General features: G+C 44.8%; 14 protein-coding genes. All 14 read left to right on the top strand.

What is annotated here, in order from left to right:
* Positions 1-102 precede the first annotated feature (102 nt).
* The 14 genes from RZA33_RS18935 to tviB all read left to right on the top strand — a co-directional run bounded on the left by RZA33_RS18935 (position 103) and on the right by tviB (position 15,620).
* Positions 103-1,434: a lipopolysaccharide biosynthesis protein gene (locus RZA33_RS18935; RefSeq protein ID WP_317509275.1), complete on the top strand. Its 1,332-nt coding sequence runs from the start codon at positions 103-105 to the stop codon at positions 1,432-1,434.
* Entirely contained in the window at positions 1,431-2,522 is a 1,092-nt protein-coding gene (locus RZA33_RS18930; RefSeq protein WP_317509274.1) for an ATP-grasp domain-containing protein, read from the top strand. The genes RZA33_RS18935 and RZA33_RS18930 overlap by 4 nt, the downstream gene beginning before the upstream one ends.
* Before the next feature lie 26 nt (positions 2,523-2,548).
* On the top strand, positions 2,549-4,378 hold the full coding sequence (locus tag RZA33_RS18925) for a hypothetical protein (protein ID WP_317509273.1): 1,830 nt from the start codon (positions 2,549-2,551) through the stop codon (positions 4,376-4,378).
* Positions 4,379-4,651: 273 nt separating this feature from the next.
* Positions 4,652-5,572 (top strand): glycosyltransferase family A protein, encoded by a 921-nt coding sequence (locus RZA33_RS18920; protein ID WP_317509272.1) that lies wholly within the window; start codon positions 4,652-4,654, stop codon positions 5,570-5,572.
* Positions 5,569-6,714 (top strand): glycosyltransferase, encoded by a 1,146-nt coding sequence (locus RZA33_RS18915; RefSeq protein WP_317509271.1) that lies wholly within the window; start codon positions 5,569-5,571, stop codon positions 6,712-6,714. Before RZA33_RS18920 ends, RZA33_RS18915 begins: the two co-directional genes overlap by 4 nt.
* Complete coding sequence (locus tag RZA33_RS18910; protein WP_317509270.1) at positions 6,704-7,348, top strand: sulfotransferase family 2 domain-containing protein; 645 nt, start codon at positions 6,704-6,706, stop codon at positions 7,346-7,348. Before RZA33_RS18915 ends, RZA33_RS18910 begins: the two co-directional genes overlap by 11 nt.
* A gap of 3 nt (positions 7,349-7,351) precedes the next feature.
* Positions 7,352-8,434: a glycosyltransferase family 4 protein gene (locus RZA33_RS18905; protein ID WP_317509269.1), complete on the top strand. Its 1,083-nt coding sequence runs from the start codon at positions 7,352-7,354 to the stop codon at positions 8,432-8,434.
* 25 nt (positions 8,435-8,459) lie between these two features.
* Positions 8,460-9,701, top strand: coding sequence for a hypothetical protein (locus tag RZA33_RS18900; RefSeq protein ID WP_317509268.1), 1,242 nt, complete (start codon positions 8,460-8,462; stop codon positions 9,699-9,701).
* A 3-nt stretch (positions 9,702-9,704) separates the two neighbouring features.
* Positions 9,705-10,817, top strand: coding sequence for a glycosyltransferase family 4 protein (locus tag RZA33_RS18895; RefSeq protein WP_317509267.1), 1,113 nt, complete (start codon positions 9,705-9,707; stop codon positions 10,815-10,817).
* Entirely contained in the window at positions 10,814-11,482 is a 669-nt protein-coding gene (locus tag RZA33_RS18890) for a sugar transferase (RefSeq protein ID WP_317509266.1), read from the top strand. Before RZA33_RS18895 ends, RZA33_RS18890 begins: the two co-directional genes overlap by 4 nt.
* A complete protein-coding gene (locus RZA33_RS18885; RefSeq protein WP_317509265.1) occupies positions 11,479-12,312 on the top strand; it encodes an aldolase/citrate lyase family protein in 834 nt (277 codons plus the stop codon). Before RZA33_RS18890 ends, RZA33_RS18885 begins: the two co-directional genes overlap by 4 nt.
* Positions 12,309-13,289, top strand: coding sequence for a D-2-hydroxyacid dehydrogenase (locus RZA33_RS18880; protein ID WP_317509264.1), 981 nt, complete (start codon positions 12,309-12,311; stop codon positions 13,287-13,289). Before RZA33_RS18885 ends, RZA33_RS18880 begins: the two co-directional genes overlap by 4 nt.
* A 1-nt stretch (position 13,290) precedes the next feature.
* On the top strand, positions 13,291-14,343 hold the full coding sequence (galE, locus tag RZA33_RS18875; protein WP_317509263.1) for a UDP-glucose 4-epimerase GalE: 1,053 nt from the start codon (positions 13,291-13,293) through the stop codon (positions 14,341-14,343).
* A complete protein-coding gene (tviB, locus tag RZA33_RS18870; protein WP_317509262.1) occupies positions 14,343-15,620 on the top strand; it encodes a Vi polysaccharide biosynthesis UDP-N-acetylglucosamine C-6 dehydrogenase TviB in 1,278 nt (425 codons plus the stop codon). The genes galE and tviB overlap by 1 nt, the downstream gene beginning before the upstream one ends.
* The last annotated feature ends 75 nt before the right edge of the window (positions 15,621-15,695 follow it).

Here is a 15,695-nt window from a genome sequence, read left to right as displayed (position 1 = left end):
CAGGCTCTGTGAAGCGGTCAACAAAGTGTGTAGGGGCTACGGTCACGAATATTCGATTACTTTTGGGTAATCACTTACCTCTCCAATAAAGGCTCAATAATTGTGATCAGCGTTATCAAGCGAGCTACCAGCAGCAAATTTGTTCGTAATGTTGCTATAGTGGCCACGGGTACAGCAGGAGCACAGGCCATTATTATGGCTTTTGCGCCAATTATTACTCGGTTATATGGACCAGAAGCATTTGGCGTACTGGGAACCTTCACTGCTATTTTGGCGGTCATAATGCCCCTGGCCGCTTTTAGTTATCCTGTTGCTATTGTATTACCAAAGCATGATGCCGATGCTAGGGGCTTAGCTAAATTGTCTATTAAAATTGCGGCAATAACATGTTTGCTGGTTAGTATAGTTTTGCTTGTTTTCAAAACGCAACTAGTTAACGCTTTCAATCTCCAAGAAATTGAATCTTTTGTTTTGTTATTGCCGGTCGCTATGCTGTTTTCAGCATGCATGTCAATCATGAGCCAGTGGGTAGTGCGAAAGAAGCTTTTTAAAATTAAAGCCAAAATAGCCGTCTTACAAGCTTTATGGGTTAATAGTGCAAAAGCAGGGGTCGGGTTGTTTTTTCCTGTAGCTACTTTTCTCATCATATTATCAACTCTTGGAGGAGCGTTACACGCGCTTATGCTTTGGAATGCGACACGTAAAAGCGCGGTTGAAAATATTATGAATGTTGGTAATAGTGATAAGGTAAATATCACTAAACAAAGGGAGCTGGCATGGAAGTATCGTGACTTTGTTTATTATAGAACTCCTCAGGTATTATTTAATACTGCGTCAGCTAATTTCCCCGTAATAATTTTGGCAAGCTTGTTTGGAACGTCTGTAGCAGGTTTTTATGCTTTAGCTAGAATGGCATTGTCAGTGCCTTCAAAGTTGATCAGTAAATCGATTACAACAGTTTTTTACCCTAAAATTACGGAAGTGATTAATGCTAGGGGAGATGCTAAGGGATTAATAATTAAGGCAACGCTTGCCTTAGCGCTCTTAAACATCGTGCCATATGGTATTATCGTGGCTTTTGGTCCAACAATTTTCTCTTTTGTATTTGGTGAAGAATGGTTTGTAGCCGGAGAATACGCTAGGTGGATGTCGATATTTTTATTTGCAGCTTTTATTACAGGACCAAGCATAGCCGCTCTACCGGCGTTATCTAAGCAAGGTTTCTTTCTTTCGTTTGAAATTTTTAGCTTTATAGTCAGAATGGGGGCTATTTACCTAGGTTATCGTATAACGGGAAGCGACATTTTGACAGTGGCTATTCTAAGCATCACGGGATTCTTCATAAAATTATTGCTACCTGTATTTACAGTTTTTTTCGCTCAAACAGCCTACCAAGATAATGTCAAAGCAGATGCAGGGAGCTATTCAGAATGATGGTTGAAAGCTTTATAAAATCTTACGTGACTGAAGCTCCGAACGAGGTAAGTAAAAAAAAGGTTGACCACTTTGATTGTTTTTATAAAGCAGCAAATGATGTCGGCATTAAGATATTAACAAAAAAAAAGAAGTTTAAAATATTTGTGTTTAGAGGTAGAAAAGTTGGATCAGCATGTGACATGGTTACTAACTTAACCTCACGGGAAGCTAGAAAAATTTGTAAAGATAAGCGTGAAACTCTGCTAAGGCTTAAAGAGCATGGAGTAGATATTCCATACTCAAAAGCGTTTGAACCTAAAAGCGATTATGATGCAGCATATAAATGGTTTTCTCAGAACAAAAAAAGAGAAAAAGGGTTGGTTCTAAAACCTAGTAATGGAAGAGCTGGTAAAGGAATTAGCATTGGAGTCAGAACGCCTAAAGAGTTTGAAGAAGCTTGGTTGCTTGCTTATAACAACCTAACAACAGAAGATGGCACAATATTAATAGAAGAAAGATTAACAGGTATAGACTTAAGAGCTATTGTTGTTAACGGAAAATTCGTGTGTGCAGCTACTCGCCTTCCTGCTCATGTGATCGGCAACGGTAAAAACAAAGTTTTAGAGCTGGTGCATGAAAAAAATCTGAATCGTGCAAAGCATGCCTATTATGGCCCACATCCATTAAATATATCTAAAGATATTGAGCAAAGTTATATACCCTTTGATGGCGAGGTCTTTTTAGTTAATAATACATCAAATATACATCAAGGGGGTGAGGCATTAGACTTAACTGAATACGTAGCAGATAGTATTAAAGAGCTGGCTGAACGGGCAGCTTCTTCCATACCAGGGTTAGGAGTGTCGGGTGTTGATCTAATCCTAAATGAATCGTTGACTTCAGGAAAAGTCATTGAGATAAACACAGCATGCAACTTTATGATTCATTATTACCCGTATTATGGCAAATCAAGAAATCCAGCCTATGATATTTTTGAATCGATGGTTAAAACCCCCACTCCCCATAAAATGATTTTTGAAAATATCGGTGGGAGCGGTTCTTACCTAAAGCGGTTGATGCGATATTTTTATATATTGAAATTTTAATTTTACAAAAGTGACCTAGGCTGATCATGAGTGACTTTATCTATAGCTCCGATCCAAACGCAGGGAAAATACTGGCTGAATCATTAAAAAATGTGCAGCCTGCAGAAGCATCATGTGTGCATGTTTACAGTGGTGGCTGGGGAGCGGTTGCCACAAGCTCCTCGAGATACAGTGGGTTCAACCCAATAGAAACAAGTCGCTATATTTGTATTGTTATTGGCGGCCCTGTGCTTTACTTTCGGGATAACTATTTTATTGGTGGAGATGATCAACAGGCTGGAACACGCGCGATTCTTAGTCACTGGCAATCAGGGAAAGCTGAATGGAGCGAAGATATCAGTGGTCCCTTTGTTGTGCTCGTTATTGATAAAGAAAAATCACGAGTAGAATGTATAACTGATCTTATGTTATTCATCCCCGTGTACCAATTTCATGATGAGAAAACATTATTTTGGGGCACCCATGTCGACGCATTGTCCAATGCATGCGGGCAAAAAAATAATATCGATAACGTCTCATGTGTAGATTTCGTACTCCATTTTACAGTCACCTATCCATATACTTTTTACCAAACAGTTAGTCAGTGTAATCCTGCTTCTATTAATAGGTGGATAAAACAATCAGAAGAAACAAATGATTGGTTATTAGAAAATTCAAAAACGTATTGGGTGCCTATAGAAAGTAACAAATACAAAAATATTCACGATGCAGCTAAGTATTTGCACGATGGTGTACAAGGTTACATTGACAGAGCTACCTGTTCTCTTGATCGTGTTGCTCAATTTATTAGCGCAGGTGAAGATTCTAGAACATTAGCAGGAATGCTGCCAAATAAACTAGATCGTGATGCTTATATATTCTTAGATAAAATGAATCGTGAAGGTGTATTAGCCCGAGAGGTTGCTGCTGCCTATGGACTAAATTTTAATCTTAGTTATCGAAGTCAAACTCATTATATCGATATTTTACCTGAAGCGAGTGATTTAGTTGGTACTGGCCATCAATATATTCACGCACATACGCTTAAATTTGATAAAAAACATAAGCTAGCAAACTATAAGGCTGTTTTTGGCGGGTACATTGCAGATTCTCTTCTTAAGGCACAGCATGCAAAAAAACCTAAATGGGTAAAGCGGTTTTCCTTTCTTCCGGAGTTTGCTGAAAGTGGGGAGAGTCGTACTATTAAAGTTACTAACCCTTTTTTTTCAAACGATTTACTTGATAAAGTAACTGCGAGAAGAAGAGAGCATTATGCTAGGGTTAACAAGATAAGACCTAATAGCGCAGATGAGTGGTTTGAACTGTGGCCGGCCACGATGAGAGCTGGTATTAGCAATCTCTACACAAATAGACGTTTATTTGCTAGTCACGAAGTTTTCATGGCGAAAGAGTCAGTTAAAGCATCCGCAAGCGTGCCAGTCAATTGGAAGCTGAATCGACGACTTTTTAATAAGGCTTTTCGGATTTCATTAAGTAAAACAAAATATGTTTTTCATGCTGATGGTCGTCTTCCTTACTTCCCATGGTGGGTGAACTGTCAGATACAAGCTCCGTTTTGGTTATATCAAAAGGTATTAAAGCAGCTAGGTTTTGATCATAGGGATCAAGGGCCATGGAGTAATTGGAAAACTCTTTTAGCATCTCAGCGTTGGTCTGAAAGCGTAAATATATTTACATCTAGGCCAATTCCAAAAGAGCTACGGAATGCAGTTGAATCAAATGCATTAGACAAAAACGATAAAACTTTGCCTATACAATCTAAAATAAACTTACTGCAGGTTTGTTATTATTTCTATGTTTTTTGTAATGACGATAAAGAAATCAAAGATTGTGAAAAATACAGTGAGCCCATGTGATTAATCTAATTTTTTATCAAAAGTTTTTGTACATTAAGCAGTTTTTTAATTTTTGTTTTTAAATGATTTATTTTATGCTATATGGGTTTATAAAACATGGAAAATACTTTTTAGTAAGTAAGTGAATTACATACATAGGCGTTTATTTTAATAACTGATAGTCATCATTAATAGTAAATAAAAATAACCACATGATAATTGGTGTTTGTTGCTAATTAATGATGTTTTGCTTGATTTTAATGTCTTTATCTTCATTTTAATGGAAACCCCAATATGTTCACAGTAATTATTCCTGTACATAACAAGAAGGAGCATGTCGTTGCTGCTATCGAGTCTGTTCTTGCTCAAACTAATGATAAATTTGAACTTATTTTAATTGACGACTGTTCTATAGATGGTAGTTCCGAGCTGATCCTCCCTTATGAGTCAGATAAAATAAAAATATACAAAAGGGATTCACCTGGACCGGGAGGATATGCTGCTAGAAACTTAGGTGTTGAAAAAGCAAAATATCAATGGATTACTTTTTTAGATGCTGATGATGTTTGGTATTCTAATCATCTTGAGACATCTGAGCAATTAATAAGTAAGTACGAAGAAGTGAGGTTTTTTAGCTTATCAAGAAATAAAGTATTTAAAGGTAAAAAGTCTGGTTTTGATCACTCAAAGGAAGAGCAGATTGACCGTGATGTAGCTTTAGTAAGGTTTGCAAGTAAAGATATCTTCCATACAAACGCGGTTGTCATAGATAAAGACCTTTTTATTGAAACAGGGGGGTTTCCAGCGGGGCAATGTAAGCGAGGAGGCGATAGCGATCTCTGGCTCAGGCTGTTGCTCAGTTGTAGTTCAATAGTAGTATCGCCTGTAATAACCTCATGTTATGCATTAGATAACAGTGGTGTTATATACGGTAAATCGAAGGTGGAAAAACAGCATCCCGTTCAGAAAACGGTCATGCGCTTTATAGAGAAAAACCCAGACAAGGAAATTAATACGTCGTTAAAGCGATTATCTAATCGAAAGAATTTCTCCTGGCTGGCTGCACGAAAACGAAGCGGTGATCTTACCTTTTCAGACCTGAATATTATTTACTTCTCCTGTCTTGATAAATCCGGGTTTAAACAACTGCTAAAATTCATGGTTCCACTTCCTGTTTCAAATTTTTCGGCTACATTCAAGAAGCGTTCGTTATGAGAATTACTTTTGTTTGTTCGTCATTTGGTGGCGGCGGTGCCGAGAAAGTTGCTGTCAAGCTATCTAGCGCTCTTGCTGACATTGGGCATGATGTCAGTTATGTTTACTGGAAAACGAAGGAAGGACAAGAATACAGCATAGACGCTAATGTTAAGTTAAATAAAATTTCTACTGCTAATCCTTTGGTGCGAGCATGGGTTATTAGTCGGTTAATTAAAACAGAACGTCCTGATGTAGTTATTTCCTTTACTGATATTCCTAACATCATTGCATACCTAGCGTGTGCGTTAGCTTGGCCTTATAGATGCTTGCGTGTGCCTAATGTTAGAACAGATGTGGCAGAGAAATATCGTAATTTGAGAAAAACGCCGTTGTTAAGGCTGCTTTCCTTTCTGCATGGCAGGGCGTGTAAAAGTGCACCCATCGTGCTGGTAAACTCGAAAGATTCTGGTGCTTCTCTATGCGATTATTATCATTTCAGCGAAAATAAAGTGCACTGTATATACAATCCGGTCTTTGACGAGCTTCCCCATTTTTTCCCACGCGTAAAAAATGCGGATATTGGAGTGAAAAAGAGAATAAAAGCGATCAATATCGGAAGATTAACAGAAGCTAAAGATCAACTAATGTTAATAAGGGCTATTGATCATTCAATTAATGAGATTGGAATCGATATAGAACTTGATATATATGGTGAGGGCGAATTATTCGATGAGTTGCAAAAAGAGATAGTCCGTCGGGGGCTTACTGATCGTGTTCATCTGAAATCTTTCGATCCGGATATAGAAAAGAAAATAAAATGTTATCATCTTTTTCTTTTTGCATCTCGCTGGGAAGGTCTTCCTAATGCATTGATCGAGGCGTTAGGGAGCGGGGTTGAGGTGATCTCTACAAATTGTCCTAGTGGGCCGAGAGAAATACTTGATGATGGTCGTTTTGGTAGTCTCGTTAATATTGGAAACTATCGGCAAATGGCAGAAACCATTGCGCGCCTTTACCCCGAAGGTTGTTACGTTACCCCCAATACCGCTAGTACCAGGGAAATGAGTGACGAACTCAAGAGTCATCTTGAGAAATTTACTATCCCATTTGTGACGTCACAGTATGTACAACTGGTATCTAGGAAGATAAATGAACAGTAAAGACGTCAAGCATAAATTAAATTTGTTTCGGCGATATCCGCACTGGAAAAGTAATAATTGTATATATATACATATACCTAAGGCGGCGGGGACGAGTTTAAATAAGGCTATTTATGGTCGCACGTTAGGTCATTATACTGCTAGTGAGATACACTCTCTCTTTCCAAAACTGTTTGGAAAAGCGTTTGTATTCTCTTTTGTTAGGAACCCATGGGACCGAGTTCTGTCGGCTTACCGTTTTGCGAAAGTCGGTAAGACCAATAGCATGGGTATGTATCGACCGGAGCAATATCAGATTCCACAATTTGATAGTTTTGAGCGATTTCTTTTTGAATGGCTTGCTAAGCAAAACCTGGAAAAGGTTGATTTCGTCTTCCAGCCACAAAGCAAATTTATAGTGGGTAAACATGGTCATCTTCTTACTGATTATATAGGTAAGGTAGAGAGCATGGATGTAGACATTAAATATGTCGAGTCGAAGCTGGAGAAGACTATCAATGTCGGCCGTGAAAACACTACTTCTGATTGCTCCGACTATCGTAGTGAGTATGTCAACGATGACATGGTTGAGTTGGTAAGGTCTCTGTATAGCGATGATATAAGTCGGTTCAATTACGATTTTGATAAGAGTTAGTTTATGAGAATTCTCCACGTTATCTCTTCTGCTGCAGCCGGTGGTGCGGAAATATATGTCAGAGATCTTTCTATAGAGATGGTCAAGGCTGGGCATAAGGTATTCATTCTTTTTTTGGACAGAGCGACAGAAGCGGGAAGAGATGGCGATTTTGAAGCAAGGTTTTTGAGAGAAATAGAATTTCACGGCATTGAGTATGGATTTATCGGTGCGTCTGCCCGTAAAAAACCATGGCGAGGTATTAGTAAAATAAATGGAGTGGTGTCAGAGTTTTCACCCGATATCGTACACTGTCACTTATATTATGCGGCAATCTTTTCTCTTTTCGTGAAAAATGCAAAAGTCGTTTATACACATCATAATATCCGCCTTGGCGCCAAACCAATAATCTACAAGCTTTTGGATATGAAGGTGTCCAGATACATAGGTATATGCCAGGCTTGTAAGGAGTTGCTTGAAAGCGTGTCCCGTAAGAAAGTGATAAGAATTGATAATGGCGTTACCCCAACGCGCATAAAAAAAAGGCTCAGGGGCAGTGAAGAAAAGAGTGGGAACGTAGTGAAATTGATAAGTGTCGGACGTTTGTCTGAACAAAAGAATCTTGTACTTCTTATATCTTCACTTGCCAAGTTAGTTGGCGCTCGTTATCAATTGAAAATTGCTGGTGAGGGGCCTTTGCGTGAGAGTTTGGAGAAGCTTGCAAACGATAAAGGCATATCGGCTCATATTGAATTCTTGGGTAACGTGAGCAATGTCGATGAGCTGCTTTATGAAGCCGATGTTTTTGTCATGTCGTCTGCCTGGGAGGGGCTACCTATTGCGCAGATAGAGGCCACCCTGAGTGGGCTTCCAGTGATAGTGACCAATGTCGGTGGTTGCGCTGAAATTGTGCACAAGGCATGTAATGGAATTGTTGTCGATGAGCTGGACGAAGAGTCTTATGCCCGAGCGTTAGAGAAAATGCTAACAAACGTCCGCTTACTTCAGTTGTTTTCCCATAATGCACTTACTTACTCAGGTGACTATTTAATAAAGACTTCTGCCGATAAGCACATTGCCTTATACAAAGAAGTTATGACAACCTGATTGCTGCCCTTTAAATGAGATTTATATGATACCGGCGCTATTCGTTATTGTTATGTTTGCACTGTCGTTCGTTTTTTGTTTGATAGTGTCTATGAAGCATCGCTGGCTGTTATGGCCGATCATGTTTGGGTTTGCTTTTCGGGTACTGTTAATGTTTCTTGACTACTACGGCATATTCGCCCCGCCAGGTGCTACAGGTGATGCCGTTGTTTTTTCAAGAACAGCTTATGAATGGTCACAGCTAGAATGGAATAGATTATTCGACACCTTTAATTACAGTGCTTCTTATGTGTACAGCACTATAGGTGCCGTCTTTTTTAAATTATTTGGTTATAATCACTTTGTTTTACCTGTATTAAACTTTTTAGCAGGTCTGGTGGGTATTTTTCTCACCGGTATTATGGCTTACCGCTTATGGGGAAGAAAGCCCGCCGTCATCAGTGCTTATATAGTGGCGATTTTCCCTTTTGCGGCGTTCAACTCCGTGATAGCGCTACGCGAAGAGTTTTCAATTGTTATCTTTTTACTTGGCGTTTATTTCTTTTTAAATTGGGTATCAGGTAAGGGAACCATCTGGATTTTTGCTGCTTTTTCTATGTTTGCTGTGGCACTTATGATTCACCCAGGCTGGATCGGTGCGATGGTCGGAATCGCCTTATACCTGGGCTATTTCTCCTTTAGAACGCTGGTTGCTTCAATCAAAGGTGGGGCAACGACGCGCCAAACGGCTAGCAAGTTTTTATCGGCTATTGCGCTTTTTTCTGTGGCATTGCTTATTGTCGTCGGGAGCGGCGGTATAAGCCTCGGCAAGGGGATTACTATTGGTGGTGATAGTGAGGAGGAAGGGGTAGAGGAGCTGATTGAATCCCGTTTTCAGAGTGAAGGTCGTGGTGGCTCGGCTTACCCAGGGTTCATTGCAAAAGGTAACCCCTATACACAACCGTGGTTAATTCCGATGCGAATTGTATATTTTACATTTTCACCATTTCCTTGGGATTTGCGCAGCCCGCGGCAAATGCTGGGGATAGTAGCATCTGGCATGTATTTATTTCTTGCTTGGCGGCTTTATAAAGGCTGGCATCAGGTTAGACGTAAAGAGGAGTGTCTTGCTTTGATGTTTATGGCAGGTGCTTTGATCTTCGTTTTTGCCATCGGGGTAACTAATTTTGGTACGGCCATCAGGCATCGAACGAAATTCTTGGCAATCTGTACGTTGCTTGCCGCTTCATCTTTCAATCAATTGACAGTCCGACTGAAAAGGCATTGATTCGTGGATCTACTAATCATCGCAGGGAATGCACGCTCTCTGATAGCCAATCGAGGGGATCTGGTAAAGGATATGCAGGCACAGGCCTTGGTCGTGGCAGCGGCAGTGCCCACCGCAGACTATCTTCCTGAGGTTGAGGAGCTCGGCATTAAGATATTCCCGATCGAAATGGGGCGTACCGGTATCAACCCGCTACACGATCTCAAGACGCTGTGGTCGCTTTATCGTTTGATTCGGCGGTTAAAACCTAAAGCAACATTCGGTTATACCATCAAGCCCGTTGTGTATGGCAGCCTTGCCGCAAAGGCCGCCGGTGTGCCCCGTATTTACTCAATGATCACCGGGCTTGGTCATGTGTTCACTACTAATAGCGCCAAGAATCGTCGCTTGATGAAGGTCGTTTCGCTGCTCTATCGCGCAGGGCTTGCCTGTAACAATAAAGTCTTCTTCCAAAATCCCGATGATCTTCAGGAATTTACTGAGCGAGGGATTCTACGAGATAAAGCTAAGGCCGTTCGCACTTATGGGTCGGGTGTCGATATTCAGCGTTTCCCTGCTACTCCGCTTCCCGAAGGGGAATTGACATTCCTGTTTATCGGTCGGTTGCTGACCGAGAAGGGGATCGCAGAGTTTTGTAAGGCAGCTGTTCAGTTGCGAGCTGAGCACCCAGCGGTACGTTTTATCGCCGTAGGACCGCATGATCCTAATTTACCTCACTCATGTGCTGCCGAAGACTTGCAGCGCTGGAAGGAGGAAGGGGGGGTGGAATTCATTGGTGGCGTTGCGGATGTTCGCCCGTGGATAGCGCAGTGCTCTGTTTTCGTGCTGCCGTCGTATCGTGAGGGTACGCCACGCTCGGTGCTCGAAGCGATGAGCATGCGACGACCGATTATTACCAGTGACGCGCCAGGCTGTCGGGAAACCGTGGAAGATGGTGTGAACGGGTTTTTAGTGGCACCACGTACCAGTGCGCCTCTACTTGAGGCAATGCGTAAGTTTGTCGAGCAGCCGACGCTAGTGCCGCAGATGGCAGAGGCGTCGAGGACCTTGGTCGAGCGGCATTATGATGTTCGAAAGGTAAACAAAGTGATTCTTGAAGCAATGGAGTTGGCATGAGGGAAGGCATTAAGCGACTTTTCGATGTAATTGCCAGTGGCGCCGGCTTGATTGTGTTGTCGCCGCTGCTGTTATTGATAGCGGTGTGGATCAAGCTAGATAGCAACGGGCCGGTGTTCTTTATGCAACAGCGTGCCGGGCGCGATGAACGGCCTTTCAAGATTTTCAAGTTCCGTACCATGGTACATCGTGCGGCTGAAACCATCGACCAGCACAAAGAACAAGTGGTGAGCGCTGGGCATGATCCACGGATTACCCGTGCCGGGCGCATCATCCGTGCCAGCAGTCTTGATGAGTTACCCCAACTTATCAATATTTTAAAAGGTGATATGAGCGTGGTGGGACCTCGACCAGTGCTTATGGAACAGACCGAAGTGGTGCCGCCGGGTTATAAGAGGCGCTTCAGTCTTCGCCCAGGCTTAACTGGGCTTGCCCAGATAAGAGGCCGGCGTAGCCTGGGATGGCTACAGCAATTGGCTTATGACGCTGAGTATGTCGATAAACAAAGCCTCGCATTCGATTTTAAGATTCTGCTAATGACAGTTAAGGTGGTTGTGACTGGGGGCGGGGTTTACGGGGAAGCTGGACTCAATTGGCGCACCTACCGTGATCGCCTGAATGGCCAGCCTCCACGGGATAGTGACGTTGAGGAGGCAATGCGATGAGCCAACTCAACTTTATGATGATTACTGCCAGCCCTGATGTGGCCTCGTTCATCGAGCAGCACGGCGTAGCCCGTATCTTTATGGATCAGGAGGTGCTCGGTAAGGCGGAACGGCAGGGGCATCTTGACACGCATAAAGCAGCACACTCTCTGCAAGAAATTGCAGCGGTTGCTGGGGTATTGAAGCAGGCGGAGCTGATGGTAAGGCTCAATCCGCTCAATGCGTTGACCCATCAGGAAGTCGAGGGCGCACTCGACAACGGCGCACAGCGCTTGATGCTGCCGATGTTTTCTTCGCGAGCGGAGGTAGAGCAATTTATGGCCATGGTGGATGGCCGGGTGCCTGTGACCTTGTTAGCTGAGACAGCGGCCTCGTTGGTGCGGCTACCGGATTGGCTGGATTTGCTGACACCGGGAAGCGATGAAGTGCATATTGGCCTCAATGATCTCTCTTTGAACATGGGCCTTCGCTTCCTATTTGAGCCCATGGCGGCACGCTTATTAGACCCCGCCGCCGCCGCTCTCAACCAGGCGGGCGTAACCTGGGGCGTGGGTGGCGTCGCACGTATCGGACAGGGCGAACTACCCGCCGAAACGGTGCTTGGGGAGCATGTTCGTCTTGGCTCGCAGTGGATCATTTTGTCACGGGCGTTCCACGCCGGGGCCGCTACGTCGGCCGATCTGCTCGAAACACTCGACTTCCCAACAGAAATCACCAAGCTACGTCAAGCCGAGGCGTATTGGCGTAGCGCTGACGAGTCATTACTTCTTGATAACCAACGGCAACTTGCCAATTGTGCTTACCGCCTGGGCCGCCGGGGTGACGCATGATGCCGCCTGGCCCCATCAGGCGTGTGCTCTATCTTCAGAAAGCCGAAGTACTTGCGCAGCAGCAGGCGCAGGTTAGCGCTACCTTGATGGCGGTACTGCCAGACACTGAGCTGCTCTTTGCCGACAGCGTGGAGGCGGTGCCGATAAATGCTGATATCGACATTGTCATCACGCCTACGTTGCCATGGTTGCCTGAGGCGCTGGCTAGGCTCGCTTCTTATCGCTGGCTGCATTTTCTTTCCTCTGGGGTAGAGAAAATCTGGGCGATGGACTTCGACAAGACACAAACGCTGATGACCAAGAGCAGCGGCGTGCACGGTGCGCCGATGAGCGAGTATGTCATTGGCGCTATGCTCTACTTCACAAAACAATTTGGCAGCTTTCATGATCAGGCCCAGCAGGCGCATTGGCAGCGCCACTGGCTGGGTGAGCTGACTGGCGGTCAATTGACGGTGCTAGGGCTTGGGCATATTGGCCAATGCTTGGCCAAGCGAGCCAAAGCGTTCGATATGCAGGTGGTGGGTACGCAGCGCACGCCTCGAGAAATATCCCACGTTGATCGTATTGTGGAGCTGCAGCAGGTGGGTCCTGAACTGGCGCGCACGGATTTTCTGGTCGTGTGCCTGCCGTTGACTCAGGCTACCCGTGGCGTGGTTAGCGATAAGCTTCTGGACCAGCTGAAGCCTGGCGCAGTTTTGGTGGATATCTCGCGGGGTGGTGTCGTGAATAGTGAGGCAGTGCTCAGAGCGTTGGACAACGGCACGCTGAAAGGCGCTGCACTCGATGTCTTCGAGCAGCAACCGCTGCCGGTCGATTCGCCACTGTGGAAACGCAGCAATTTATTGATTACGCCGCATGTTTCAGGCACTACACCCTACTATCTTGAACGGGCGTTGGCCATTTTCATCGAAAACTTGCGCGCTTATCAGCAAGGTAAACCCCTCGTTACGCCGGTGAGCGTCGATGCTGGATATTAATATGCAAAAAAGTAAGATTTTGGTTACTGGCGGGGCGGGCTACATTGGCTCCCATACATCGCTGATGCTACTCGAAGAAGGTTATGAGGTCGTTGTGCTGGATAACCTCATCAATGGGTCGCAGGAGGCATTGCGGCGTGTCGAGCATATTACTGGACGGCCTTTGACGTTCATAAAGGGCGATATTCGTGATCGTGCTTGCCTCGATCAGCTTTTCAGCGAGCACGATATCGACGCCGTGATTCATTTCGCAGGTTTAAAAGCCGTCGGTGAGAGCGTTGGGCAACCTCTGGCCTATTACGACACCAATTTGGGGGGCTCGCTAGCCCTTTGTCGAGCGATGCAGGCAGCCGGGGTATTTCGGCTAGTGTTCAGTTCCTCGGCGACGGTGTATGGCCCTGACGCACCGGTACCGTACCACGAGAGCATGCCACGCGGGGGCACTTCCAATCCCTACGGCACCTCTAAATCGATGGTTGAAAAAACCCTTGAAGACCTTTCTCACAGCGATGAACGTTGGTCCATCGTGCTGCTGCGTTACTTCAACCCCATTGGCGCGCATCCTTCTGGCCGCTTGGGAGAGGACCCGCAGGGCGTACCCAATAACTTGCTGCCCTATATCGCTCAGGTGGCGGTGGGGCGTAGGCCATCATTAAAGGTCTTTGGTGACGACTATGCCACCGAAGATGGCACCTGTGTAAGAGATTACCTTCATGTGATGGATCTTGCAGAGGGGCATGTTAGCGCACTGGGTCGGTTGAGCTTACCCGGCACTCATGTCTATAACCTGGGTACCGGCCAGGGGCTATCGGTCCTACAAATGGTGGAGGCTTTCGAGCGAATCAGTGAACGGCCGATTCCTTATCAGTTTGCCCCGCGTCGCGAAGGTGACCTGGCTGCATTCTGGGCAGATCCTCATAAGGCCCAGCAGGAGCTTGGTTGGCTGGCCAGGCGAGGGTTGGATGACATGATTTCCGACACTTGGCGCTGGCAGCGCCAAAACCCCCACGGGTATCGCACTGAAATTAACACTACATCACATGGGGCATCGTAATGCTGAACATAGATAACGTTCGTTTGGGAATCATCGGCCTGGGGTACGTGGGTCTGCCTCTGGCCGTCGAGTTCGGAAAAGTGATGCCGACAATTGGTTTCGATATCAATGCTAAACGCATCGCTGAACTGAACGACGGTATTGATCGTACCTTGGAGGTAGAACCGGCATTATTGGCTGAATCTACCCAGCTTAGTTTTGCCAGTGACCTAGAGGTGCTTCGTGAGTGCAATGTCTACATTGTGACGGTGCCTACCCCAATTGATGATAGTCGACGCCCTGATTTAACGCCGTTGATCAAAGCGAGCGAAACGCTAGGCCAGGTGGTGAGTAAGGGAGATGTCGTTATATACGAATCAACCGTCTACCCTGGGGCGACTGAAGAAGACTGCATCCCAGTCATTGAACGTATTTCCGGATTGATTTACAACCAGGATTTCTTTGCAGGTTATAGCCCTGAGCGTATCAACCCAGGCGATAAAGAGCACCGAGTAACCACGATTAAGAAAGTGACATCGGGGTCAACTAAAGAAGCCGCTGAATTTGTAGATGCACTCTACCGACGCGTCATTACGGCGGGCACGCATCTAGCCAGTAGCATTCGCGTTGCGGAAGCCGCTAAGGTCATCGAGAATACGCAGCGAGATGTAAATATTGCGCTTATCAATGAGTTGGCGCTGATCTTTAACCGCTTAGATATTGATACTGAAGAAGTACTGGCGGCAGCAGGAACCAAGTGGAATTTCTTGCCATTTCGTCCCGGTTTAGTAGGCGGACATTGCATCGGCGTAGATCCCTACTACCTTACCTATAAAGCTCAGCAGGTTGGTTATCATCCGGAAGTTATTCTTTCTGGTCGCCGTATTAACGATGGTATGGGCGCTTATGTAGCAAGCCAGCTCATTAAGCAAATGATTAAGAAGGGTATTCAAGTAAACAACGCTCGTGTACTGGTGATGGGCCTTACGTTTAAAGAAAACTGCCCTGATCTGCGTAATACGCGTGTGGTTGATATTCTTACTGAGTTGGTTGACTACGATATTCAAGCAGACGTCTATGATCCGCATGTTAATCAACAAGAAGCTGAGCAGGCCTACGGAATCTCACCTATAGAGTTGCCAGAACCTTCCGCTTATGACGCCATTATACTGGCGGTTGCTCATAATGAGTTTAAAAAGCTATCAGTAGACTCAATGCGCGCTTGGGGTAAGCCTCTACATGTGCTTTACGACCTAAAATACTTATTGCCCCAAGGAGAGGCCGACCTACGGCTTTAATCCTGAGGGATCCCCACGAATATTTTCAATAAAATCAGCGTGTAATGTTGAAGGAGCCTGCATGGGTCGGCATGT

The sequence above is a fragment of the Halovibrio sp. HP20-59 genome, from assembly GCF_033052795.2.
Lineage (GTDB): Bacteria > Pseudomonadota > Gammaproteobacteria > Pseudomonadales > Halomonadaceae > Vreelandella.
The sequence above is the reverse complement of the archived record's forward strand: the minus strand, read 5'-3'. Positions and strand labels throughout refer to the sequence as shown.

Bases quoted from the DNA above. Each gene is read 5' to 3' on its own strand.
- RZA33_RS18880 (WP_317509264.1), top strand. From the start codon at position 12,309: ATGATGCCGCCTGGCCCCATCAGGCGTGTGCTCTATCTTCAGAAAGCC.
- RZA33_RS18890 (WP_317509266.1), top strand. From the start codon at position 10,814: ATGAGGGAAGGCATTAAGCGACTTTTCGATGTAATTGCCAGTGGCGCC.
- RZA33_RS18925 (WP_317509273.1), top strand. From the start codon at position 2,549: ATGAGTGACTTTATCTATAGCTCCGATCCAAACGCAGGGAAAATACTG.
- RZA33_RS18915 (WP_317509271.1), top strand. From the start codon at position 5,569: ATGAGAATTACTTTTGTTTGTTCGTCATTTGGTGGCGGCGGTGCCGAG.
- RZA33_RS18930 (WP_317509274.1), top strand. From the start codon at position 1,431: ATGATGGTTGAAAGCTTTATAAAATCTTACGTGACTGAAGCTCCGAAC.
- RZA33_RS18910 (WP_317509270.1), top strand. From the start codon at position 6,704: ATGAACAGTAAAGACGTCAAGCATAAATTAAATTTGTTTCGGCGATAT.
- RZA33_RS18920 (WP_317509272.1), top strand. From the start codon at position 4,652: ATGTTCACAGTAATTATTCCTGTACATAACAAGAAGGAGCATGTCGTT.
- tviB (WP_317509262.1), top strand. From the start codon at position 14,343: ATGCTGAACATAGATAACGTTCGTTTGGGAATCATCGGCCTGGGGTAC.
- RZA33_RS18885 (WP_317509265.1), top strand. From the start codon at position 11,479: ATGAGCCAACTCAACTTTATGATGATTACTGCCAGCCCTGATGTGGCC.
- RZA33_RS18905 (WP_317509269.1), top strand. From the start codon at position 7,352: ATGAGAATTCTCCACGTTATCTCTTCTGCTGCAGCCGGTGGTGCGGAA.
- galE (WP_317509263.1), top strand. From the start codon at position 13,291: ATGCAAAAAAGTAAGATTTTGGTTACTGGCGGGGCGGGCTACATTGGC.
- RZA33_RS18900 (WP_317509268.1), top strand. From the start codon at position 8,460: ATGATACCGGCGCTATTCGTTATTGTTATGTTTGCACTGTCGTTCGTT.